This is a genomic window from Corynebacterium sp. KPL4035 (assembly GCF_037908325.1).
Lineage (GTDB): Bacteria > Actinomycetota > Actinomycetes > Mycobacteriales > Mycobacteriaceae > Corynebacterium > Corynebacterium kefirresidentii.
The window spans coordinates 41500-63270 of the sequence record NZ_JBBMGF010000005.1 but is presented as its reverse complement, the minus strand read 5'-3'; the positions used below and the strand labels follow the sequence as shown (position 1 = coordinate 63270).

Below are 21771 nucleotides of genomic sequence, written 5' to 3'. Positions count from 1 at the left end.
CAGTTTAGTCGGCGTGGTGCTCCTCGGCCGTGGTGTGGCAGTCGGCGTGGAAGCGTTTAGCGGCGACCTCGTCGCGCACTGCGCTTTTATTGCGCCGCCAGCCGATGAGCCGGCACACCAGATAGATGACAAAGGAAATGGTGGTGACGAAGACCGAGACCGGAAGACCAGGCGCGAGCGATAAGATGAAGCCGCCTACGGCCGACACCTCGGCGAAAATGGTGGCCCACATGACCGCGCGCAGGGGCGAGGAAGTAATCTGCACGGCCGCTGCGCCGGGGGTGATAAGCAGCGCCATGACGAGAAGTGAACCAACGATTTGTACCGACTGCGCGGCCGCTAGGCCCACGAGTACGGCGAAGGCGACCGAGATGAAACGGGTCGGCACGCCGGCCGCCTGGGCCATAACTGGGTCGGCCGAAGCGAAGAGCATGGGGCGCCACAGGATGGCTACGGCGGAGAGGATGACTACGGTGGTTGCGGCCAAAAGCCATACCGAGGCCGAGGATACGCCGACGATCTGGCCGGTCAGCAGCGTCATCGCGGTATTCGCGTTGCCGGGGTAGAGGTGCAGAAATAGCACCGACAGTCCTAGGCCAAAGCTCATGACCACGCCGATGGCGCTGTCTTGCTGGCCCTTAAAGCCCAGTACGGCGAGGATGATGGCGGCCACGATGGCCCCGGCGACCGCGCCAAAGCCTAAGTTGAGACCGAAAAGTAGTGCGGCGGAGGCACCCATGAGCGCGAGCTCGGAAGTCGCGTGGACGGAAAAGGACATCTGGCGCAGCACGATGAGCGAGGTCATCACGCCAGAAAGAATGCCCAGCAGCGCGGAGGCGATGAGCGAGGACTGTACAAAATCAACGCTGAGCAGGTACTGGGTGTCTTCTATGAAGCTAGACAACGATAAGCCTCCCATCGACGTTTAAGACGTTGACCTTGGAACCGTAGAGCTCGGAAAGGACATCGGAGCGCATGACCTCATCTACCGCGCCGAAGGTATGGCCGCCGGGAGCAAGGTAGAGCACCTTATCGGTCACTCCGAGTACCGGATTGATGCCATGGGTGACAAAGATGATGGAGGTGCCGCGCTCGCGGCGTAGCGCATCTAGCTTCTCCACGGTGTCTTGCTGGCGCGCCGGGTCGAGCGAGAGCAGCGGCTCATCGGCAAGGATGAGCTCTGGGTCATTGGCCAGCGCTTGGGCCTGGCGGATAAGTTGCTGCTGGCCGCCGGATAGCTGTCCTACGCGGCGGTCGCGCAGGCCGGTGGCACCTACCTCGGCGAGGAGCTCGTCGACGCGGTGGCGGGGAGGGCGGCGGCGTCGGAAAGCGCCGTGCGCAAGGGAGAGCGATACTAAGTCGCGGGCGCGCAGGGGCAGGTCGGCCGGGAACATGCGCTGCTGCGGGATGAATCCGACGCGGCAGTCCACGTCGACGCTGCCGGCCGTGAGTTTGCGGGTGCCCAAGATGGTGCCGAGCAGGGTGGATTTGCCCACGCCATTGGGGCCCAAAACGGCGATAAACTCGCCGCGGTCAACGGCGAGGTTAAGGCTGGACCACAGCGGGGCAACCGCTGCGTCATGAAATTGGATGAGCACTAGAGCTTCCCCAGGGAGTCGGTGACCTCGTCATAGTAGGTCCAGAACTCCTTGCCATCCGGCGGGGTCTCGCCGATTTCGACGATATTGACATCCGCATCCTCCGCGGCGGACTTGATACGGCCGGCGGTATCGGTTTCGGTCTGCGGGTTAAAGATGAGAAGGTCCACCTTGTGGTCCTTGATGGCCTTGGTGAAGGCGGCAAGGTCGGCCGCGGTGGGCTCGCCCTCAGAAATGGTGGCCTTGCGGTAGCCGTCTGGGGTGACGTCCTTGCCGGAGGTGTACTTCATGATGTAGTCCGCAATCGGCTCGGTCTGGGCGTAGGAGAGATCGCCCGGTAGCTCCTTGAGCTTGTCGCGCAGGCGGTTGACGTGGGAGTCCACGCGCTCGGTGCTGGCGTGCGCATCGGTATTGAGCTCATTGATCTGGTCCGCGATATTACCGGCGACCTCGTCGAGCGCAGCTGGGTCGTACCAGATGTGCTCGTTGCCTTCGATATTGGTGACCTTCGTTGGGTCCTTCTTGGCGGTGGCCTTGGCGGCGTCGATGGTCATGACATTGGGGTCATCGGCCAGCTTGCCGTGGTCGGTCAGCGGCAGGGCGGAGATGATGTTGTCTTGCTCGGAGACGGCCTGGTAAATCCAAGAATCGTAGCCGCCGCCGTTGACTACGAGCAGGTCCGCGTCTTCGGCCTTGGCGATATCGGCCGCGGAAGGCTCGAAGTGGTGGGGATCGACGCCATTGCCCTCCACGATGGGTTTGACCTCAATGTCCACGCCGGAGGCGGTATCGGCCACGGCTTGGGCAACATCGGCCCAGATAGAAGTGGAAGCGACGATAGAGATTTTCTTCTGAGCGCCGGGCTCGGCGGCCGAGTCTTGAGAGTCAGAGGAGGAGCAAGCGGTGGCGGTGAGGAGGAGGCCGCCGGCCGCGAGGAGGGTGGCGGTTGCGCGAAGTGAGTTATGCATAGCTCCCAGTGTGCTGTTGATGGTAATTGTTGTCAATTGAATATGTATTGAAAACGCGGCCGCGGGGTAAACTTACGGCTATGGTGAAACGCAGCCCCACCCGCAAGACGCTGGCCTCGCTGGCCGCCGAACTGGGTGTTTCGCGCACGACGGTGTCCAATGCCTATAGCCGGCCGGACCAGCTCTCGGCCGCGACGCGCGAGCGCATTCTGGCAGCGGCGAAAGCGCGAGGGTACCCCGGGCCGGACCCCACGGCTCGCAGCCTGCGCACCCGCCGTGCGGGTGCGGTGGGCGTGCTGCTGACTGAGCACCTGTCCTATGCCTTCGAAGACATGGCCTCGGTGGATTTCTTGGCCGGCATGGCGGAGGCCTCGGCCGGCGCGCAAAGCATGCTTACCCTCATCCCGGCCGGCCCGGAGGGGGAAGCGGAGGCGACCAGCTTGGTCGGCTCGGCCGCCGTGGATGGTTTTGTGGTTTATTCCGTGGCGGCCGGGGATGCCTACCTGGAGGCGGCGCGCGGGCGCAGGCTGCCGGTGGTGGTCTGCGATCAGCCGACGGATTCGGGCCTGCCTTTTGTAGGGATCGATGACCGAGCCGCGATTGCGCCGGCTGCCCGCGCGCTGGTGGAGGCCGGCCACCGCAAGATTGGCGTGCTGGCCATTCGCCTCAAACGTGAGCGCCACGATGGCCCCATTTCCTGGGAGGAGTTGCAAGAGGCCGATATGCACGTGCAGCACGCCCGCGTCATGGGCGCTATGGACGTCTTTGCGCAGGCGGGGATCGCGCCGGAAACCGTGCCCGTGGTCACCCAGCACATCAATGATGCGCAAACCACGCGGGCGGCCGCGCAGTTGCTTCTCGACGCCCACCCTGACCTCACCGCAGTCCTGTGCACCACCGACTCCATGGCGCTGGGCGTGATGACCTATGCGCGCGAACGAGGCATCGATATCCCCGGCGAGCTTTCCGTCACCGGCTTCGACGGCATCGATGCGGCGCAGCGCCTTGGCTTGACGACCATCATCCAGCCCAATAAGGCCAAAGGCGCCGCCGCCGGCCACATGCTCTCTAACCTCATCGCCGCCGCGGATAATGCGGCCGCGGCCGTGCCGGCGGTGTCGCGGCGGGTACTGCGGACGAATTTCGCGGCCGGGCGGACCGTGGCACCACCGCGTTAAGTCGGGGCAGGCCGGGGTTTACCGGCTAGGCGTCGTCGCCGCGGGAGTGACCTATATGGGCCGCGCGGGCGGTGGCGAGCTCAGTGAGGAAGTGGGCGACGGCGTCGACGTCGGCAAGCTGTACTACGGCTGCAGTATCGCCCTCGCCGACCTTGACGCCGACGTCCGGCGGCTGGTGGAGGGCGCGGAAACCGTCCTCGTCGGTGGCATCATCGCCCAAAAAGACCATGGCGGTGGCGCCGGTACGCTCGCGTAGCTCGTCTAACCACGTGCCCTTGGTGGCCTGAGTGGCAGAAAACTCCACGACGGACTTACCGGCCGTGCGTGGGAAGCCGCCCGGGTCGAGTGCGAGACCGGCTTCATAAGCCTGGGCGGCAGCTTCTGGGTCGGTATCCTCGAGCGCCCGCAGGTGCAGTACGCGCTGGAAGGGCTTGACCTCGATATCCGCGCCTGGGAAGCGCTCCATAATTGCGCGGATCTCGGTTTCCTTGGCGGCCAGATGCTCGCGCATCGCGGGAGTTAGATCCGTTTCTTCCCAAGAGGATTCGGCGCCATGGGATCCGCCGAATAGTACGGGCTCGCGCAGTGGACACACGCGCTGCAGGCCAGCGAGGTGCCGGCCGGACAGCACGGCCGCGGTGGTATGCGGCAGGTGAGCAAGTTTATCCAAGGCGCGCAGGGAGTCTTGGTTCATCTCGACGTCGTAGATGGCCGTGGCAAAGGGGGAGAGCGTGCCGTCAAAATCCGAGACCACCGCGAGGTGCTCGGCGGCGGCAAGAGCCTTGATAGTGGTGGAAAGCGTCATGGCTTCCAGCCTACGTATTTAATTGCCGAGGGAAACCAACTTGATAGACGGCGAGTCCACCTCATCTGTAACCAGCTCTAAGACCAGCTGGTTATTGCTATTGACGGTGTAGTGGAAATCGCGGCCAGTGGAAATCAAGTTGCGCAGCAGGTTATCGGCCCACACGGACGCGCCATGGCAATCCTGGGCGGTCTCGTCATAATCCACCTCATCAAAGTGCAGGCGGTTGCCGTCCTGGATATTTTGGCGCTCCTCATCGGCGGAATAGGTCACCTTTCCCACCATTTGGGTGCAGCCGGTGGTGCCTACCAGCGTAGATTCACCAAAGCTCAACGTGGGTGCCTGCGGGATGGATTCGGGGATGGTAGAGGCAGCATCCGGGGTGGTGTTGATGGAGACTACCTGCCACTGTTTATCCAGGATCTGCTCATCACCAGGGGCCTGGGGCTCTTCTTCGCCGGAGCCGCAGGCAACTAGCAGCGTGGCGGCGCACGCAGCGGCGAGCGGAGTAATGAGGCGGGCACAGCGAGGCATCATGCGCCAGCCTCCTCGGCGTCGGCATGGCGCAGGCAGCTCAGGAAGGACTGGGACCATAGCTGTACGTCGTGCTCAGTGACCTGCTGGTGCATGGCGAGCATGCGCTGGGACATGGCAGAGGGGGCATCGTCAAGCGCGGTGAGCGCATTGAGCAAGGCGGCCTTGACGGACTCGATATCGAAGGGGTTGCACAGGTAGGCCTGGCTGAGCTCATCGGCAGCGCCGGCAAACTCGGAGAGCACTAGCGCGCCCGAACCATCGTCGTGGCAGGCCACGTATTCCTTGGCCACCAGATTCATGCCATCCTTGAAGGGGGTGACCAGCATGACATCGGCCATCCGGTAATAGCTGCGCAGCAGGCTTTTAGCCACGCCCCGGTGCTGGTAGTGCACCACCGGGTGTCCCACGCGGGCAAAGCGCCCGTTGATGCGGCCGACGGCCTCTTCCACCTTGGAGCGGGTGGCCTTGTAATGATCAAGGCGCTCGCGCGACGGCGTGGCCAGCTGCACCATTGCTACTTCTTCCGGGTCGAGTGCTCCGGACTCCAGCAGCTCCTCAAAAGCAGTCAGCCGCTGCAGGATGCCCTTGGTGTAATCGAGGCGATCCACTCCCAGGATAATGCGCTGGGGCGAGCCCAGCTCTTCGCGCAGCTTGGCGACGTCCCGCTCATCCTCCGCAGTGAACCTGGCAAAGTCCTTCGCGGCGATAGAGATGGGAAAAGCCCCCACGCCGATGGTGCGTCCCTGCGGTAGGTGAATATGTGCGGTGACCTCGCGGGTACTGGCTTCGCCTTCCACGTCGAGGCCGTGGCGGTGGGCGAGCTCGAGGAAGTTGCGGGCATTGGCCTCCAAGTGGAAGCCAATGAGATCCGCGCCGAGCAGCCCGCGCACGAGTTCCTCGCGCCACGGCAGCTGGCGGAAGAGATCGGCAGAGGGGAAGGGGATATGCAAGAAGAACCCGATGGTGAGATCGGGGCGCTTTTGGCGCAGGATGCCGGGCAAAAGCTGCAGCTGGTAGTCCTGGACCCACACGGTGGCACCCTCGGCGGCGACCTCGGCTACCTCATCTGCAAAGCGCAGGTTGACCTCGCGATAGGCGTGCCACCAATCGCGGTCGTAGGTAGGGGTGACTATGAGATCGTGGTAGAGCGGCCACAGGGTGGCATTGGAAAAGCCCTCATAAAAACCCTCGAAATCGGACTCGGTGAGCTTGACCGGATGCAGCAGCACGCCGGCATCGGTGCGGAAGGGCTCAGGTGCGGTGTCAGTCACGCCGGGCCACCCTACCCAGCAGCCCTGATGGGACTCCAGGACCGGGGACAAGGCGGTGACCAGTCCGCCTGGCGAGGGTGTCCACGTATGGCTGCCATCGGGCCGGGTTTCTAGATCAACCGGCAGGCGGTTGGCCACCACCACGAAGTCATTGCCATGCTCACTCATGGTGCAAGAATAACTTAAGACTTCTTAGCAGACTTCTTTGTTGCCTTCTTAGAGGCCTTCTTCGTCGCTTTCTTCGTGGCCTTCTTGGTCGACTTCTTTGTCGATTTCTTGGTGGACTTTTTGGTCGACTTCTTCGTGGACTTCTTGCTGGATTTCTTGGTCGACTTCTTCGGGGCGGCATCGGCCTGCTCCGCCAGAACCTTCTTGTGTACCAAGCCCTTGGGCTCCACGCCCAGCATGGACATCAGGGTCACGCCGTCGAGGAAGTCCTGGGCGTAGGTGGCCACGATGCGGCGGGCTGCGCGGGAGGTCTCCTCCTCAAGGGCGTGATTCTGGTCAGCCTGTGGGTGGGTGTCTTGGACCTTGGGTGGCACGACGTGTCCTCCTGAACGTTGTGGAAACTACTTAAGCGCTTGCAAGAAAAGCTATCAGAGCAAATATTGTACGCTACCGGCGGCGTTTAGGGCCGCTCGGGTCCGGATTCGGTGCCCGGCTGCTCCGGTTTCTGGGCACGAAACGTTTCGGTGCCCGGCACGGTATAGGTGGTCTTCTCGTGCTGCTGCGGCTGCGCCGGCCACTGAGAATCCTCCGGCCACAGGTCCGCGGCGGAGCGGGTATGCGGCCCGTGGTTTTGGGCCTCGTGGCGCGGGTGCTGCTGCGGCGGCTTCGGCCCGAGCTTGGGTGGTAACTCCGGGCGATTGACGCGCGGGGCAAATGGGGACATCGGCACACGCGGGATTCGCGGGGCCTTGCGGGCCAAGTGCGTGGCCTTGTGGAAGGAGAAGCGGCCGATGCGCTTGAAAGCGGAGTAGGGGCGGAAGTACTGCGGGCGGCGCAGGCGGCGGGCCACGCGCTCGCCTAACACCACTCCGGCGGCCAGCGCGCCGGAAATGGCTAGCGCCATTGCCATGTTGGTAAAGCCGGTAATCATCTGCTCATTGAGCGAGGCGTACATGCCGCGGTAGAGCATGAGGCCGGGGAGCATCGGCGTATAGCCCACGATCATGGTGATAAGCGGCGGGATGCCCCAACGGCGCGACATCAAGCCGCCGGCCAGGCCGACGACCACAGCGGACAGGCCCGAGGCAATCACCGGGCCGATGCCAAACGGCACCACCACGAAGTAATAGAAGATCATGCCGGCCGCGGCGGTAAGCCCCGACATGGTGATCTCGATCCAGGCAGCCCCGCAGGCTAGCGCAAAGGCGGCGGAGCCGGTGCCACCGAGCACCACCAGCAGCGGAATCTCGTGGTAGACCGGCGGGGCCAGCGTGGCCAGCGGCGGCAGGTTAAAGCCCAGCGAATCAGCCAGCTGGATGCCCACGCCCACGCCAGCGATGATGGCGCCGGTAGATAGCAGCGCCTCAAAGAAGCGGGCGGAGGAGGTTACGGGGGCGCGCGTGATGCCGTCGACCAGCGATTGCACCAAGGTTAGACCCGCTACCAGCACGATGATGCCGGAGGCGATGATCTGTGCCGGCGAGAAATTAATGCCGAACGAGGCCGCCACGTTGTACAAAATGGCGGCAGGGAAGACAGCGAAGAAGCCACCGACCACATTCTGATAGAAGGGCGGCAAGCGATAGTTGGCCAACCAAGCGTTCAGACCCATGATGAAGGCGGAAACCACAAAGGCCACCACGCCGACGAGCAGATCGCCGCCGAGCATCATGGAAATCAGGCCACCCATCGCGCCCCAGCCGAGCATGACCGTGGCCGGCTTATAAGGGGCGGGCATGCGGTCAATCTCGTCGAGGCGCTGCTCCGCCATGGCCGGTGGCATCTGGCCGGAGTGGATAGAGCGAATGAGCTTATCGACGGCCGAGAGCTTGGAAAAATCCACGCCAATGCTCGGCACCACACGGAAGACGTGCAGGTTTTGGCGCTGCTCGCCGGTGCCGATGGTGGTGTGGATGGTGATGGTATTCATCAAGATATCCACGTGGCAGTAGTGCAAGCCATAGGAAGATGCCGCCAGGTGTACCTGGGCGCGGGCATCCGAGTTAGCCGTACCGGCGCCGATGAGGATTTCACCAATGCGGGCGGCGATCTCCATGACGCCGGTGACCTGGGCGGCATCATGGAGATCGACCGGGGCGAGTGGCGATGGCGGCGGTGCGGCTTTAGCCGCGTCGATGATGGCTACTTGGCCCGAGGAAGCGCGCAGGCGCTCCCGCATAGCGGACAAAAATGACACGGAAATAACCCTCGAAAAAGCGCTGAGAAAGTGGGATAGATTCTGCCTGAACTTTAGCCCCTGTACCCTGTCAATGCATAGATGGGGGACCGGCTTTCCCTTTAGCGTTGGTGCTCGGGTACTATGCAACGAGCGGGATATCTCCCGCGGTGCTGGAGTGGCGCAATTGGTAGCGCAACGCACTTGTAATGCGTAGGTTGCGAGTTCAAGTCTCGTCTCCAGCTCAAAAGGAGGCTGGGTCCAGCGTGGGCCTAGCCTTCGTGGTGTTTTGTGGGGGCATCAATAAGCCCAAAAAGCCGGTCAACCATGCGTTGGCGGTTAGCGGGGGAGAGCTTGCGCTGGTTGAGGTGATCGTGCACCCACAGCCCCGTACTAAGCAACATGACGAGTAGGTCATCCTCGTCCGTCTCGGCGGCGGAAGGATCCACCATCCACCGTGCATCCACATCTGCCCACTGGGCAGAAAAATCTGGGTGGGTCTGGGAGTGCACGCACATCAACAGCTTGACGAGGGGATCTTTTTTACCCATGGATAGCACCAAGGCGCGGGAGCGCTCGGCCAAGCTGAGCTCGCTGGCAGGGTGGCCGCCGGCTAGTTGCTCGAGCTCTTCTTCCCAGCGCTCAGCGCAAAAGCGGTGACAATCTACCAGCAGGTTGTGGCGGGTAGGAAAGTGGTAGATGAGACCGGACTTGGACATGCCGGTCGCCTGCGCCAGGGAGTCATAGGTAAGGCCGGAGACATCCTCGGCGGCGATGATGTCGAGCGCAGCTTCAAGGGCTGCGGTCTTTTTGTTGATTCGCGGCATGGGGATCTCCTGATTTGGGGTTATCGCGGAAGCACCAGGCGGTTATCGCGGCTAGGAGTAAGGCGAAGCAAGCCAGGCCGCCGATGGTGGAAAGATACCCGGCATTGTAGGCGCTGGCGGCGGTCGCGTGGGAAGCGGGGTGATGCAGCGCGTCGGTTCCTAGTTCTGCGAGGTGAGGTGGGAGTTCGCGGGCCATGAGTAAAGGCACGAGGGTGCCGGTCAGGGCAATGGAAATCAGGGTGCCAAATTCATAGGAGACCGCCTCTACGCCAGCGGCCATGCCGGTGCGGTGGAGGGGCGCGGCATTGATGATGGCGGTTGAGGATACGGACATGGCAAGGCCCGCGCCTAGGCCGGTGAGGACGAGCGCGACAACGAGTAGGGCAAGCGCCTCGCCTCGGGTTGCGAGCAGCAGGATCATGCCGGTGGCCATAAGGAGGAATCCGCCGCTTATGAGCGGGAGGAATCCCAGGCGATGCAATGTGGCGCCGCCCAAGATGGAGGTAGGGATGGCAGATAGCGCCATGGCGGAGATGATAAGGCCGGCGTGGAGGGGTGAGAGGGCGTCGACAAGCTGCAGCTTTTGGGTGCTGAGCAGCTCCAGGCCGGACATTCCGAACATGGCGCCGCCGGCCGCTAAGGCCCCGCCGCTGAAGACGCGGGAACCAAAGATGTCGAAGGTCAGAAGGGGATCTGCCAAGCGGGTCTGGCGGTGGGCAAAGGCGAGCGCGCCGCAGACGAAGACGGCAGCCGCAGCGACGCTCACCGGCCACGCGTGCGGCAGGGATTTAATGGCCAGTACCAGGCTGGTAAGAGTGATAAGGGAATACAGGGACGAAGGAAAGTCCCAGTGTTTAAGGGGATTTGGGGCGTTTGGCGGAGCTAGGAGCAAGGTCAACGCGAGGGCAAGGGCCACGACCGGGACATTGAGTAGGAATACTGAGCCCCACCAGAAGTGCTCCAAAAAGAAGCCGCCCACGGTGGGGCCGGCCGCCGCGCCGATGACGGCGACGGAACCCCAAATGCCAATGGCCGTGTTGCGCTCCACCTCATCGGGAAAGGTAAGGCGGATAAGCGCAAGGCTCGATGGCATCATGATGGCGGCGCCGCAGCCGAGGAAGGCCCGGCTTAGGACCAGCGTCCAGGCGCTGGGGGAATAGGCGGCGAGTAGGGAGGCGCCGCCAAAAATGGCCAGACCAATGAGGAACATCCGCCGGTGGCCGGTGCGATCACCTAGCGTGCCGGTACCGAGAAGGAGACCGGAGAGTGCCAACGCGTAGGCGTTGATAATCCATAGTTGCTGGGTATCGGTGGTATGCAATTGCTGCGATAGTTGCGGCAATGCGGTGTAGAGGATGGAATTATCCAGCCCAACCATGAGTAACCCCAGAGAGATGACGGCGCAGAAAGACCACCGTTGTGCGGCCGTGGAGGCCGGAGCGGTGCGGCTTCGTGCGCGGGGCGGGTGGATACTCATAGCAGAGTAAACAGTACCGAACGGTCGTTATAGTTTACAGTCGAAGATAGGTTAGTATTACCTTCCTCACAGCTGGGGACACTGTGTGAGTGTATAGGAGGATAGTGGACTTTCCTGCGGTGTAAGTAGCACAGTGGTATCAGCACCAATTAAGAGTTAAGGATGATAATTAATGGCACGTAACTATGCAGAACAGCTAGTTGACACCCTAGAAAAGCAGGGTGTCGAGCGCATTTATGGCCTAGTCGGTGACTCTCTGAATCCGATCGTGGATGCAGTTCGTCGCTCCTCCATCGAGTGGATTCACGTCCGCAATGAGGAGGCTGCAGCCTTCGCCGCTGAGGCAGATTCCCTGACCACCGGCAAGCTGGCAGTATGTGCTGCATCCTGCGGTCCGGGCAACACTCACCTCATCCAGGGCCTGTATGACGCCCACCGCAACGGCGCCAAGGTTCTGGCGCTGGCTTCCCACATTCCATCCCGCCAGATCGGCTCCAAGTTCTTCCAGGAGACCCACCCAGAGGCAATCTTCCAGGAGTGCTCTGGTTATTGCGAGATGGTCAATTCTGCTGAGCAGGGCGGTGTTGTCCTGCACCACGCCATTCAGTCCACCATGGCGGGCAACGGTGTTTCCGTGCTGGTCATCCCGGGCGACGTCTCTATGCAGGACGCCGACGATGACTCCTTTGTGGAGTCCAAGATTTCTACTGGTCGCCCGGTTGTCTTCCCAGACCCAGCCGAGGCTGCGGCCCTGACCCAGGCCATCAACGAGGCTAAGACTGTCACCCTCTTCGTTGGCGCTGGCGTCAAGGATGCCCGCGAACAGGTGCTGAAGCTGGCGGAGAAGATTAAGGCTCCTATCGGCCACGCCTTGGGTGGCAAGATGTACATCCAGTACGAGAACCCATTCGATGTGGGCATGAACGGCCTGCTGGGCTACGGCGCAGCACACGAGGCCACCCACGAGGCTGACCTGCTCATCTTGTTGGGTACCGACTTCCCGTACAACGACTTCCTGCCGGATGCCAATGTGGCACAGGTGGACATCAACGGCTCCCACATCGGCCGCCGCACCAAGATTTCTTATCCGGTTACCGGCGATGTAGCCGCTACCATCGAGAACATCCTGCCGCACGTGGATGAGAAGAAGGACCGCTCCTTCTTGGATAAGATGCTCAAGAAGCACTACGGCAAGCTGGAGCACGTTGTAGAGGCCTACACCTCCAACGTGGATAAGCACACCCCGATCCACCCAGAGTACGTTGCAGACCTCATTGATAGGAACGCGGATGAAGATGCCATCTTCACCGTCGATACCGGCATGTGCAACGTGTGGGGCGCTCGCTACATCACTGCCAACGGCAAGCGCGAGCAGATTGGCTCCTTCCGCCACGGCACCATGGCCAACGCCCTGCCACAGGCGCTGGGTGCACAGGCCGCTAACCCTGGCCGCCAGGTCATCACCTTCTCTGGTGACGGCGGACTATCCATGCTGATGGGTGAGCTGCTGACCGTAAAGCTCCACAACCTGCCTATCAAGATGTTCGTGTTCAATAACTCTTCCCTGGGCATGGTCAAGCTGGAGATGCTGGTGCAGGGCCTGCCAGAGCACGAGACCGACCACGAGTCTGTCAACTTTGCCAAGATTGCAGAGGCTTCCGGTATCAAGCACTTCCGCATCGAGGATCCGAAGGAAGCTCCGGAGCAGATCAAGAAGGCGTTGGCCTACAACGGCCCGGCTCTTATCGACGTCGTTACTGACCCCAACGCCCTGTCCCTGCCACCAACGCTGACCATCGAGCAGCTCATGGGCTTCTCCAAGGCTGCAACCCGCACCGTTCTGGACGGTGGTGTGGGCCAGATGATCACCATGGCAAAGTCCAACCTGCGCAACATCCCACGCCCGCAGGACTTCTAAATAGCGCGCCGCGCTAACTACCACGCTCTTCCTCACTAGGGGAGGGGCGTGGTTTTCTTTTGCGGCGACCAGAGCGAGCATCTATGTTCACAGGATTCAGCCAGAAACTCTTCAGTAGGCTGGGAAGCAAGCGTGTCATGATTGCGTGATAGAAAATCGCAACCTTTAAGGGAGTCTGAGGAGAACATGGAAGACAAAAAACTCGCCAAGGTTCTTGTCGTCGATGACGAGCCCAATATCGTGGAGCTGCTCACCGTATCGTTGAAGTTCCAGAACTTCGAGGTCTTCAGCGCCAATTCCGGCCACGAGGCGCTGCGCGTAGCCCGTGAGGTAAACCCTGATGCCTACATCCTGGACGTGATGATGCCGGGCATGGACGGCTTCGAGCTGCTAGGAAAGCTGCGTCAGGAGGGGCTGGACGGCCCAGTGCTGTACCTCACGGCAAAGGATGGGGTGGACCAGCGCATCCACGGCCTGACCATCGGCGCGGATGATTATGTGACCAAGCCATTTAGCCTGGAAGAGGTCATTACCCGCCTGCGTGTCATCATGCGCCGCGGTGGTGCGGCGGAAGAATCCACCAACGACGCCACCATGAGCTACGCAGATTTGACGCTTAATGATGACACCCATGAGGTCACCAAGGCCGGTGAGCTCATCGAGCTTTCCCCCACTGAGTTCAATCTGCTGCGCTACCTCATGCAGAACAAAGAGGTGGTGCTGTCTAAGTCCAAGATTTTGGATAACGTGTGGCACTACGATTTCGGCGGCGATGGCAACGTGGTCGAGTCTTATATCTCCTACCTGCGCCGCAAGATTGATACGGGCGATACCCAGTTGATCCACACCGTGCGCGGCGTGGGTTATGTACTGCGCACCCCGCGCTCCTAAAGTGCTGTAGTAATGGAAGATTCACAGGAGACCCAGGGCCAGGCGCCTGCGCCGGCGGCAGCGCGCCCGCAATCCATGTGGCATGAAGGCCTAGGGCAAGACGAGGGGGAGGACAAGTCCTCCAAGCGGCGGATGTTTTCCCAGATTCCGCAGGCAATGCCGCTGCGAACGTGGTTGGTCATCCTCCTTGTCGTAGTCTCTGGGCTGGGTATTACAGGCTCGTCCTTTGCGGTGAACTCCATTATGCGCAATGTGCTCTTTAATAACGTCGATGATGAGCTGCGCTCCGCATCGACTACGTGGGCACGCGATATCAGCAATGACTTCTTTATCGGTGATCACACTAAGCGCCCACCTACCGAATACGTGGTGCTGAACTACCTGCCCAATGGCACCATCCGCTATTCGGGGCCGTCTTCGACCACACCGAATGCGGAGAATATCCCGCTTGGCGGCTATCCCACCACCGTTGGGTCCATCGAGAACAATACCAAGTGGCGCGCGCTGGCTTTTGCGGATTCTAATGGCGTCATCACGGTCATCGCTAAGGATATGACCCATGAAAAGGAAATCCTGCACGGCCTGGCGATGGTGCAGGTGACCATCGCCGCCATCGCCTTGGCCGCCATTGCGGCCGTGGGATTCTGGTTTATCCGCAGGGCGTTGCGGCCGCTGCGGGTGGTGGAAAAGACGGCGTCGGAAATCGCGGCGGGCGACCTGGACAAGCGCGTTCCCAAGTGGCCGCTGCATACCGAGGTGGGCCAGCTGGCCGCCGCGCTCAATATTATGCTGGGGCAGCTACAGCGCTCCGTCGTGCGTGCGCAGGACAAAGAGGAACAGATGCGCCGCTTCGTAGGTGATGCCTCGCACGAGCTGCGCACGCCGCTTACTAGCCTGCGCGGCTATACCGAGCTTTATCGCTCCGGTGCCACCAAGGACGTGGACATGGTCTTTTCTAAGATCGATGATGAATCGAAGCGCATGTCCCTGCTGGTGGAGGATTTGCTGGCGCTTACCCGCGCCGAGGGTACACGCCTTGACCTGCGTCCGGTGGATCTATTGGAACTGGCCCTGTCCGTAGGCTCGTCCGCGCGTGCGGCCTTCCCCGGCCGCGAGATTTCGGTGGCCAATGATGCCAAGTCCATCCCCGTGGTCAATGGTGATGCCAGCCGCCTGCACCAGGTGCTGCTTAACCTAGTGACCAATGGCATCCGCCACGGCGGCGAGGGGGCCACGGTGACGCTGCGCCTGCGCCGTGAAGCTAATGACGTGCTGGTCGATGTCATCGATGATGGCAAAGGCATGTCCAAAGAAGATGCGGCGCATATCTTCGAGCGCTTCTACCGCGCGGATACCTCTCGCACCCGCGATACCGGCGGTTCCGGCTTGGGCTTGGCCATCGTCCACTCCCTAGTGGAACAGCACGATGGCAGCATTAGCGTCGACTCCGAGCTCGGCCGCGGCACCACCTTTACGGTGCGCCTGCCCGCGCTTGCCGACGCCCCCTCTGAGTCCTAGTCCTCCTCCCGAAAGCCTTCCTCGTTGCAGCCTAGGTGCTGGCGGATGCGGGCGGCCGCCTCATCCATCGCGGCATCGTCGGTGTTATCGGCGTCGAAGGCCTTGGCAAAGTCATACTCTTCCATCTTCTCGGTAGGGAAGAGATGGATGTGGGTATGCGGGACGTCGAATCCGGCGATGATATAGCCAGTGCGCGGGGTATTGAACGCGGTCTTGATGGCACCGCCGATTTCCAGGGCGACCTCGTTGAGGTGGGCCCAGGTCTGCGGATCCAGGTCGGTCCACTTATCTACTTCCTCGATGGGCACGACCAGGGTGTGGCCGTAGCGCAGCGGCTCGATGGAGAGGAAAGCCACGCAGGTCTCATCGCGGTAGACAAAGCGAGCGGGTAGTTCACCGTTAATGATCTTGCTAAATACAGAAGCCATGTGTGCCAGGCTACCCGCTGGTTATGATGGTGGGCATGCGCATTCTCGTAATTGGTTCGGGCGGCCGTGAACACGCCCTTGTTAAGGGCCTGTCCGCCGACCCCCAGAGCACCGAAATCCACGCCGCGCCGGGCAGCGCGGCCATGTCCACTCTCGCCACGGTCCACCCGGAATACTCCCAGGTAGATGACGTGGACCGCATGGTAGAACTGGCCCGGGATATCGCCGCAGATCTCGTCGTCATCGGTCCCGAGGTGCCGCTCGTTGCTGGCGTGGCAGATGCCCTGCGCGCCGCCGGCATCGCGGTCTTCGGCCCCAGCAAGGAAGCAGCCCAGATCGAGGGATCCAAGGCCTTTGCCAAAGACGTTATGGAGGCGGCAGGAGTCAAGACCGCTCGCGCGGAACAGCTACGCCCAGGTGCGGCCGAGGAAGAGATTGAGGCCGCGCTCGACCGCTTCGGCCCACAGTTTGTGGTCAAAGACGATGGTCTTGCCGGCGGCAAAGGCGTGGTGGTCACCGCGGACCGCGCCGCTGCCCGCGCTCACGTAGATACCGTCCTTGCCACCGGCAATCCGGTGCTGCTGGAGTCTTTCCTCGATGGACCTGAAATTTCGCTTTTCTGCCTGGTCGACGGCGAGACCGTCGTCCCGCTGCTGCCAGCTCAAGACCACAAGCGCGCCTATGACAACGACGAAGGCCTCAATACCGGCGGCATGGGTGCGTACACCCCGTTGCCGTGGCTGCCGGAGGAGGGCGTGCAGCGCATCGTGGACGAGGTTTGCGTCCCTGTGGCCAAGGAGATGGTGCGCCGCGGCACTCCATATTCCGGCCTGCTTTATGCCGGCTTGGCGTGGGGCGAAGAAGGCCCGGCCGTAGTCGAGTTCAACTGCCGCTTCGGCGATCCCGAGACCCAGGCCGTGCTTTCCCTTCTCAAGTCGCCACTAGCCGAGGCCCTCCACGCCACTGCGACTGGCACCCTGGCCGAGCTCGCGCCGCTGGAATGGGAGGATGGCTTCGCCGTTATCGTTGTCATGGCGGCCGAAGGCTACCCGGCCTCCCCGCGCAAGGGCGATGCCATCTCTGGCGCCGCCTTGGACGATCCGCAGCGCGTCCTCCATGCCGGCACCGTGCATACCGATGGCGCCTACCGCACCGCGGGCGGCCGTGTGCTTAGCGTGCTGGGCAAGGGCTCCACGCTGGGCGAGGCACGTGCCGACGCCTACGCCACCGTCGACGGCATCGAGTTTGCGGGTGGTTTTGTCCGCCGAGACATCGGCAAGCGAGCAGAAGACGGTGAGATTTCTCTCTAATCCTTCACCCCGCGGTGGGGCAGGCATGGAATAATAGTCACGTGGCTGAAAAGAAGAAGATTTCCAACGTCCTGTCCTCCCGCTATGCCTCCGCAGAGCTGTCCAATATCTGGAGCCCGGAGCATAAAATCATTCTGGAACGCAAGCTCTGGATTGCGGTTATGCGCGCCCAAAAGGATTTGGGCGTAGACATCCCCTCCAAAGCCATCGATGCCTACGAGGCCGTGGTGGAAGACGTGAACCTCGAGTCCATCGCGGAGCGCGAGCGCGTGACCCGCCACGATGTGAAGGCCCGCATCGAGGAGTTCAATGCGTTGGCCGGTTATGAGCATATCCACAAGGGCATGACCAGCCGTGATCTCACCGAGAACGTGGAACAGCTGCAAATCCACACCTCGCTGGAGATCATCCGCGATAAGGCCATCGCCGTGGTCTCCCGCATCGGCCGTCACGCCGCCGAGTACCAGTCCCTGGTTATGGCCGGCCGCTCCCATAATGTGGCCGCGCAGGCCACCACCCTGGGCAAGCGCTTTGCTACGGCCGGCGACGAGATGCTGCTGGCCATCGAGCGCGTCGAAGACCTTCTTGCGCGCTACCCGCTGCGCGGCATTAAGGGGCCGATGGGCACCTCCCAAGACATGCTGGATCTCATGGGCGGCTCCGAAGACAAACTTGCCTCCCTGGAGACCGCCATCGCGGATTACCTGGGCTTCCACCGCATCTTCAACTCCGTGGGCCAGGTCTACCCACGCTCCCTCGACTTCGACGCCATCTCCGCCCTAGTGGAGCTCGGCGCCGCCCCGTCCTCGTTGGCAACTACCATCCGCCTGATGGCAGGCAATGAGACCGTCACCGAAGGCTTCAAGGAAGGCCAGGTCGGCTCTTCTGCCATGCCGCACAAGATGAACGCCCGCTCCTGCGAGCGCGTCGGCGGCCTGCAGGTCATCCTCCGCGGCTACCTCACCATGGCCGCAGACCTGGCCGGCCAGCAGTGGAACGAAGGCGATGTCTTCTGCTCGGTCGTCCGCCGCGTCGCGCTTCCCGACGCCTTCTTTGCCCTCGACGGCCAATTCGAAACCTTCCTCACCGTCCTCGACGAGTTCGGTGCCTTCCCCGCCATGATTGACCGCGAATTGGAGCGCTACCTGCCCTTCCTGGCTACCACCCGCATCCTCATGGCGGCCGTGCGTGCCGGCGTGGGCCGCGAGACTGCCCACGAGGTCATCAAGGAAAACGCCGTAGCCGTTGCGCTTAATATGCGCGAAAACGGCGGCGAGCAGGACTTGGTCCAGCGCCTTGCTGCCGATGACCGCCTGCCCATGGACGAGTCCGACCTCGAGGCCGCCCTGGCCGATAAGCACGCCTTCATCGGCGCTGCCGAGTCCCAGGTCAACCAGGTGCTCAACCGCATTAACGCCTTGGTAGGCGAGCACCCCAAGGCCGCCGCCTATACCCCGGGCGAAATCCTCTAGCCCGCATTTTCCGGCTCCCTTCGCAATTCCAGCCCCCTTCGCATTTCGATCAAATAGTCCCCGGATCCCGCGCGGATTTCGGGGCTTATTTGATCGAAACCTACTCGCCACCCCTGGGCGCTAGAATGAAAGCCATGCGTCCTGAGCTTTCTTCATATACCCATCTTGCCTCCGGCAAGGTCCGCGATATCTACGATGTAGACGAAAACACCCTGCTGATGGTGGTTTCGGACCGCATCTCCGCCTACGACCACGCCTTAGAGCCGGCCATCCCGGATAAAGGTCGCGTGCTGACCGCGACCTCGAAATTCTTCTTCGATTCCATCGATTTTCCCAACCACCTGGCCGGCCCGCTCGATGATGAGCGCATCCCTGCCGAGTGCCTCGGCCGCGCGATGGTAGTCAAGAAATTGTACATGCTGCCCTTCGAGTGTGTGGCCCGCGGCTTTCTCACCGGCTCCGGTTTGAAGGAGTACAAGGCCAATGGCACCGTGTGTGGCATCGAGCTGCCAGATGGCCTCGAGGAGGCTTCCCGCCTGCCCGAGCCCATCTTCACCCCGGCCACCAAGGCGGAACAGGGCGAGCACGATGAGAACGTGTCCTTCGACTACGTGGTGGACAAGCTAGGCGCCGAGCGCGCCGAGGAGCTACGCGCGGCCACCCTGCGCATCTATTCCACGGCCGCCGCGCTTGCGGAGGAAAAGGGAATCATCCTCGCCGATACCAAGTTCGAGTTCGGCCTCGACCAGGACGGTACGCTCGTGCTGGCCGATGAGGTCCTCACCCCAGATTCCTCCCGCTACTGGCCGGCTGATTCTTATGTCGAGGGCGAGGTTCAGCCATCCTTCGACAAGCAGTATGTGCGCAATTGGCTGACTTCCGACGCCTCCGGATGGGACCAAGCCGCCGACGGCACCCCGCCTCAGCTGCCTGCCGACGTCGTTTCCGCCACCCGCCTGCGCTACATCGAGGCCTACGAGCGGCTGTCCGGCAAGCATTTCGCTGATTTCCTCTCGCCCGAGGACTAACTCCCCGCCGAAGCTCCCGCACCACGGGGTGCCACGCGTACAGTGGGACGGCATGAGCAACGAGAATCTTTCCGCCCCCGTAGCCGCCGTCCACCCCGTGACCCGTTCCTTCCACGGCCGGGAGTTCGTGGATAACTACGAGTGGCTGCGCGATAAGGAATCCCAGGAAACCCTGGATTACCTCAACGCCGAAAATGATTACACCAAGGCGAAGACCGCGCACTTGGGGGAGATGACGGAGAATATCTTCCAGGAGATTAAGTCCCGCATCAAACAGACTGATATGTCCGTGCCCTCCCGCCGCGGCGATTACTGGTACTACGGCCGCACTGAGGAAGGTAAGAGCTACGGTTATTCCTGCCGCCTTCCGGTAGAGGAGGGTTCTGATCCCTGGACCGCCCCGATTATCCCGGAGGAAGGCACCCCGGACGGGGAAGAGATTATCCTCGACGCCAACGCGTTGGCCGAGGGGAAGGACTTCTTCGCGCTCGGTGCCGCCTCCATCTCTGATTCTGGCCGCTACCTAGCCTATTCGGTGGATTTTGCCGGAGATGAGCGCTTTGAACTCTACATCAAGGACCTGGAGACCGGCGAGCTTCTCGACGACCACCTAGAGGGCATCTTTTACGGCGCTACCTGGGCCGGAGACGGCTTTATTTTCTACACCACCGTCGACGATGCATGGCGTCCCGATACCATTTGGCGCCACAAGGTAGGCACCGCGCAGTCCGAGGACGTGCAGGTGTTTAAGGAAGATGACGAGCACTTCAACGTCGGCATCGGCAGCGCCCGCTCTGATAAGTACCTCTTCCTTGGCATAAGCTCCAAGGTGACCTCTGAGGTATGGGTGCTCGAAGAGGACAACCCCGAGGGCGACTTCCGCCTGCTGTGGGAGCGTGAATCCGGCGTGGACTACGACGTCGATCACGCCGTCGTCAAGGGCGAGAACTACTGGATTGTCACCCACAATGCCACCGGCCCCAACTTCGAGGTAGGCTATACCAAGGCCGACGGCGAGCTGCCCGCTCTCCGGGATCTGCCCGCGCTGCTGCCTCATAAGGAAACCACCCGCATCGAGGGCGTGGATACCTACCGCGACCAAATTGTGGTGGGTTACCGCCGCGGCGGCATCGGCCGTGCCGCCATCATGCGCATTAACGACGGCTTTGGCGAATTCGAAGAGCTCAACTTCAACGAAGAGCTTTTCACCGTTTCCGTATCTGGTAACCCGGAGTGGGACGCGCCGGTGCTTCGCGTAAGCTATGTGTCCTTTACCCAGCCCGCCCAGCTTTTCGATTACCGCGTGGACACCGGCGAGTACACCCTGCTCAAGGAGCAAGAGGTTCCCGGTGGTTATAATCCGGATGATTATGTGGCCTACCGCTTGTGGACCACGGCTGCCGACGGCACCGACATCCCCGTCTCCATTGTTCATCGCGCCGATCTTGACCGCACCCAGCCGAATCCGACTCTGCTCTACGGCTATGGCTCCTATGAGGTCAGCGTGGATCCGGCCTTCTCCGTGACCCGCCTGTCCCTGATGGACCGCGGCATGATTTTTGCGGTCGCCCACGTGCGCGGCGGCGGCGAGATGGGGCGCACATGGTACGACGATGGCAAAATGCTCAAGAAGAAAAACACCTTTACCGACTTCATCGACGTCGCTGATGACCTCATTGCCCGCGGGGTGACCACCGCTGACCAGATGGTGGCCGAGGGCGGTTCGGCCGGTGGCATGCTTATGGGTGCTATTGCCAATATGGCCTCGGATCGCTTCACCGCCATCCAGGCCGTCGTGCCGTTTGTTGATCCGCTGACCTCCATTCTCATGCCAGAGCTTCCACTGACGGTGCCTGAATGGGAGGAATGGGGCGACCCGTACCACGATCCTGAGGTCTATGACTACATGAAGTCCTACTCGCCGTACGAGAATATTGAGGCCAAAGACTACCCGGACATCCTGGCCATTACCTCGCTCAATGACACCCGCGTGCTCTATGTTGAACCGGCCAAGTGGATCGCCCAGCTGCGAACGACGGCCACCGGCGGCGAGTTCTTGCTCAAAACCGAAATGGCCGCAGGCCATGGCGGCGTGTCCGGCCGCTATGAAAAGTGGCGCCAAAACGCCTTTGAGTATGCGTGGACGATCAATAAGGCTACCGGTCTGGAGAAGTAAAACCCGGATAGGGGGCCAGCGCGCG

The 21771-nt window shown here is 61.8% G+C and carries 19 protein-coding genes and 1 tRNA gene; 9 read left to right on the top strand and 11 right to left on the bottom strand.

What is annotated here, in order from left to right; translation table 11 throughout:
* Positions 1 to 4: 4 nt before the first annotated feature.
* From WMP96_RS06320 to WMP96_RS06310, 3 genes are read right to left on the bottom strand one after another with little or no spacing between them, the layout of a single operon-like run.
* Positions 5 to 919 (bottom strand): metal ABC transporter permease, encoded by a 915-nt coding sequence (locus tag WMP96_RS06320; RefSeq protein WP_239205497.1) that lies wholly within the window; start codon positions 917 to 919, stop codon positions 5 to 7.
* Positions 897 to 1598 (bottom strand): metal ABC transporter ATP-binding protein, encoded by a 702-nt coding sequence (locus WMP96_RS06315; protein WP_023019898.1) that lies wholly within the window; start codon positions 1596 to 1598, stop codon positions 897 to 899. The genes WMP96_RS06320 and WMP96_RS06315 overlap by 23 nt, the downstream gene beginning before the upstream one ends.
* Positions 1598 to 2566, bottom strand: a complete 969-nt coding sequence (locus tag WMP96_RS06310; protein ID WP_301716371.1) for a metal ABC transporter solute-binding protein, Zn/Mn family — start codon at positions 2564 to 2566, stop codon at positions 1598 to 1600. Before WMP96_RS06310 ends, WMP96_RS06315 begins: the two co-directional genes overlap by 1 nt.
* 80 nt (positions 2567 to 2646) lie before the next feature.
* On the opposite strand from WMP96_RS06310, the gene WMP96_RS06305 reads away from it, so the two are divergent.
* Entirely contained in the window at positions 2647 to 3744 is a 1098-nt protein-coding gene (locus tag WMP96_RS06305) for a LacI family DNA-binding transcriptional regulator (protein WP_340432436.1), read from the top strand.
* A gap of 25 nt (positions 3745 to 3769) precedes the next feature.
* On the opposite strand, the gene otsB is transcribed toward WMP96_RS06305, so the two are convergent.
* The 5 genes from otsB to thrE all read right to left on the bottom strand — a co-directional run bounded on the left by otsB (position 3770) and on the right by thrE (position 8722).
* Positions 3770 to 4549 carry a trehalose-phosphatase gene (gene otsB / locus WMP96_RS06300; RefSeq protein ID WP_301716370.1) on the bottom strand — a complete coding sequence of 260 codons (780 nt, stop codon included), beginning with the start codon at positions 4547 to 4549 and terminating at the stop codon, positions 3770 to 3772.
* Between the two features lie 18 nt (positions 4550 to 4567).
* A complete protein-coding gene (locus tag WMP96_RS06295) occupies positions 4568 to 5086 on the bottom strand; it encodes an META domain-containing protein (RefSeq protein WP_239205507.1) in 519 nt (172 codons plus the stop codon).
* Entirely contained in the window at positions 5083 to 6525 is a 1443-nt protein-coding gene (locus WMP96_RS06290) for an alpha,alpha-trehalose-phosphate synthase (UDP-forming) (protein WP_301716369.1), read from the bottom strand. Before WMP96_RS06290 ends, WMP96_RS06295 begins: the two co-directional genes overlap by 4 nt.
* 14 nt (positions 6526 to 6539) lie before the next feature.
* The gene (locus tag WMP96_RS06285; RefSeq protein WP_023019892.1) at positions 6540 to 6899 is read right to left on the bottom strand and encodes a hypothetical protein; all 360 of its coding nucleotides are present in this window, start codon (positions 6897 to 6899) and stop codon (positions 6540 to 6542) included.
* A gap of 86 nt (positions 6900 to 6985) precedes the next feature.
* A complete protein-coding gene (gene thrE, locus WMP96_RS06280) occupies positions 6986 to 8722 on the bottom strand; it encodes a threonine/serine exporter ThrE (protein WP_239208062.1) in 1737 nt (578 codons plus the stop codon).
* 151 nt (positions 8723 to 8873) lie between these two features.
* Here thrE and WMP96_RS06275 point away from each other — a divergent pair.
* Positions 8874 to 8946 (top strand) — tRNA-Thr (locus tag WMP96_RS06275).
* Between the two features lie 27 nt (positions 8947 to 8973).
* Here WMP96_RS06275 and WMP96_RS06270 read toward each other — a convergent pair.
* Together WMP96_RS06270 and WMP96_RS06265 are read right to left on the bottom strand one after the other, a co-directional pair.
* The gene (locus WMP96_RS06270; RefSeq protein ID WP_284835443.1) at positions 8974 to 9528 is read right to left on the bottom strand and encodes a TetR/AcrR family transcriptional regulator; all 555 of its coding nucleotides are present in this window, start codon (positions 9526 to 9528) and stop codon (positions 8974 to 8976) included.
* The gene (locus tag WMP96_RS06265) at positions 9494 to 11005 is read right to left on the bottom strand and encodes an MFS transporter (protein WP_239205517.1); all 1512 of its coding nucleotides are present in this window, start codon (positions 11003 to 11005) and stop codon (positions 9494 to 9496) included. The genes WMP96_RS06270 and WMP96_RS06265 overlap by 35 nt, the downstream gene beginning before the upstream one ends.
* A 172-nt stretch (positions 11006 to 11177) precedes the next feature.
* Between WMP96_RS06265 and WMP96_RS06260 the strand changes: the two genes are divergently transcribed.
* The 3 genes from WMP96_RS06260 to WMP96_RS06250 all read left to right on the top strand — a co-directional run bounded on the left by WMP96_RS06260 (position 11178) and on the right by WMP96_RS06250 (position 15332).
* Positions 11178 to 12923 (top strand): pyruvate dehydrogenase, encoded by a 1746-nt coding sequence (locus WMP96_RS06260; RefSeq protein ID WP_239205519.1) that lies wholly within the window; start codon positions 11178 to 11180, stop codon positions 12921 to 12923.
* Positions 12924 to 13109: 186 nt separating this feature from the next.
* Positions 13110 to 13814, top strand: coding sequence for a response regulator transcription factor (locus WMP96_RS06255; protein ID WP_023019887.1), 705 nt, complete (start codon positions 13110 to 13112; stop codon positions 13812 to 13814).
* Between the two features lie 12 nt (positions 13815 to 13826).
* Positions 13827 to 15332: a sensor histidine kinase gene (locus tag WMP96_RS06250; protein WP_239205521.1), complete on the top strand. Its 1506-nt coding sequence runs from the start codon at positions 13827 to 13829 to the stop codon at positions 15330 to 15332.
* On the opposite strand, the gene WMP96_RS06245 is transcribed toward WMP96_RS06250, so the two are convergent.
* Positions 15329 to 15760: an HIT family protein gene (locus tag WMP96_RS06245; RefSeq protein ID WP_023019885.1), complete on the bottom strand. Its 432-nt coding sequence runs from the start codon at positions 15758 to 15760 to the stop codon at positions 15329 to 15331. The genes WMP96_RS06250 and WMP96_RS06245 overlap by 4 nt on opposite strands.
* Before the next feature lie 35 nt (positions 15761 to 15795).
* Between WMP96_RS06245 and purD the strand changes: the two genes are divergently transcribed.
* From purD to WMP96_RS06225, 4 genes are all read left to right on the top strand, one after another.
* Positions 15796 to 17070: a phosphoribosylamine--glycine ligase gene (gene purD, locus WMP96_RS06240; protein ID WP_340432424.1), complete on the top strand. Its 1275-nt coding sequence runs from the start codon at positions 15796 to 15798 to the stop codon at positions 17068 to 17070.
* Between the two features lie 41 nt (positions 17071 to 17111).
* A complete protein-coding gene (purB, locus tag WMP96_RS06235; RefSeq protein ID WP_023019883.1) occupies positions 17112 to 18542 on the top strand; it encodes an adenylosuccinate lyase in 1431 nt (476 codons plus the stop codon).
* A 134-nt stretch (positions 18543 to 18676) separates the two neighbouring features.
* Complete coding sequence (locus WMP96_RS06230) at positions 18677 to 19570, top strand: phosphoribosylaminoimidazolesuccinocarboxamide synthase (RefSeq protein WP_340432422.1); 894 nt, start codon at positions 18677 to 18679, stop codon at positions 19568 to 19570.
* 52 nt (positions 19571 to 19622) lie between these two features.
* Positions 19623 to 21746: a S9 family peptidase gene (locus WMP96_RS06225; RefSeq protein WP_301716362.1), complete on the top strand. Its 2124-nt coding sequence runs from the start codon at positions 19623 to 19625 to the stop codon at positions 21744 to 21746.
* Positions 21747 to 21771 lie beyond the last annotated feature (25 nt).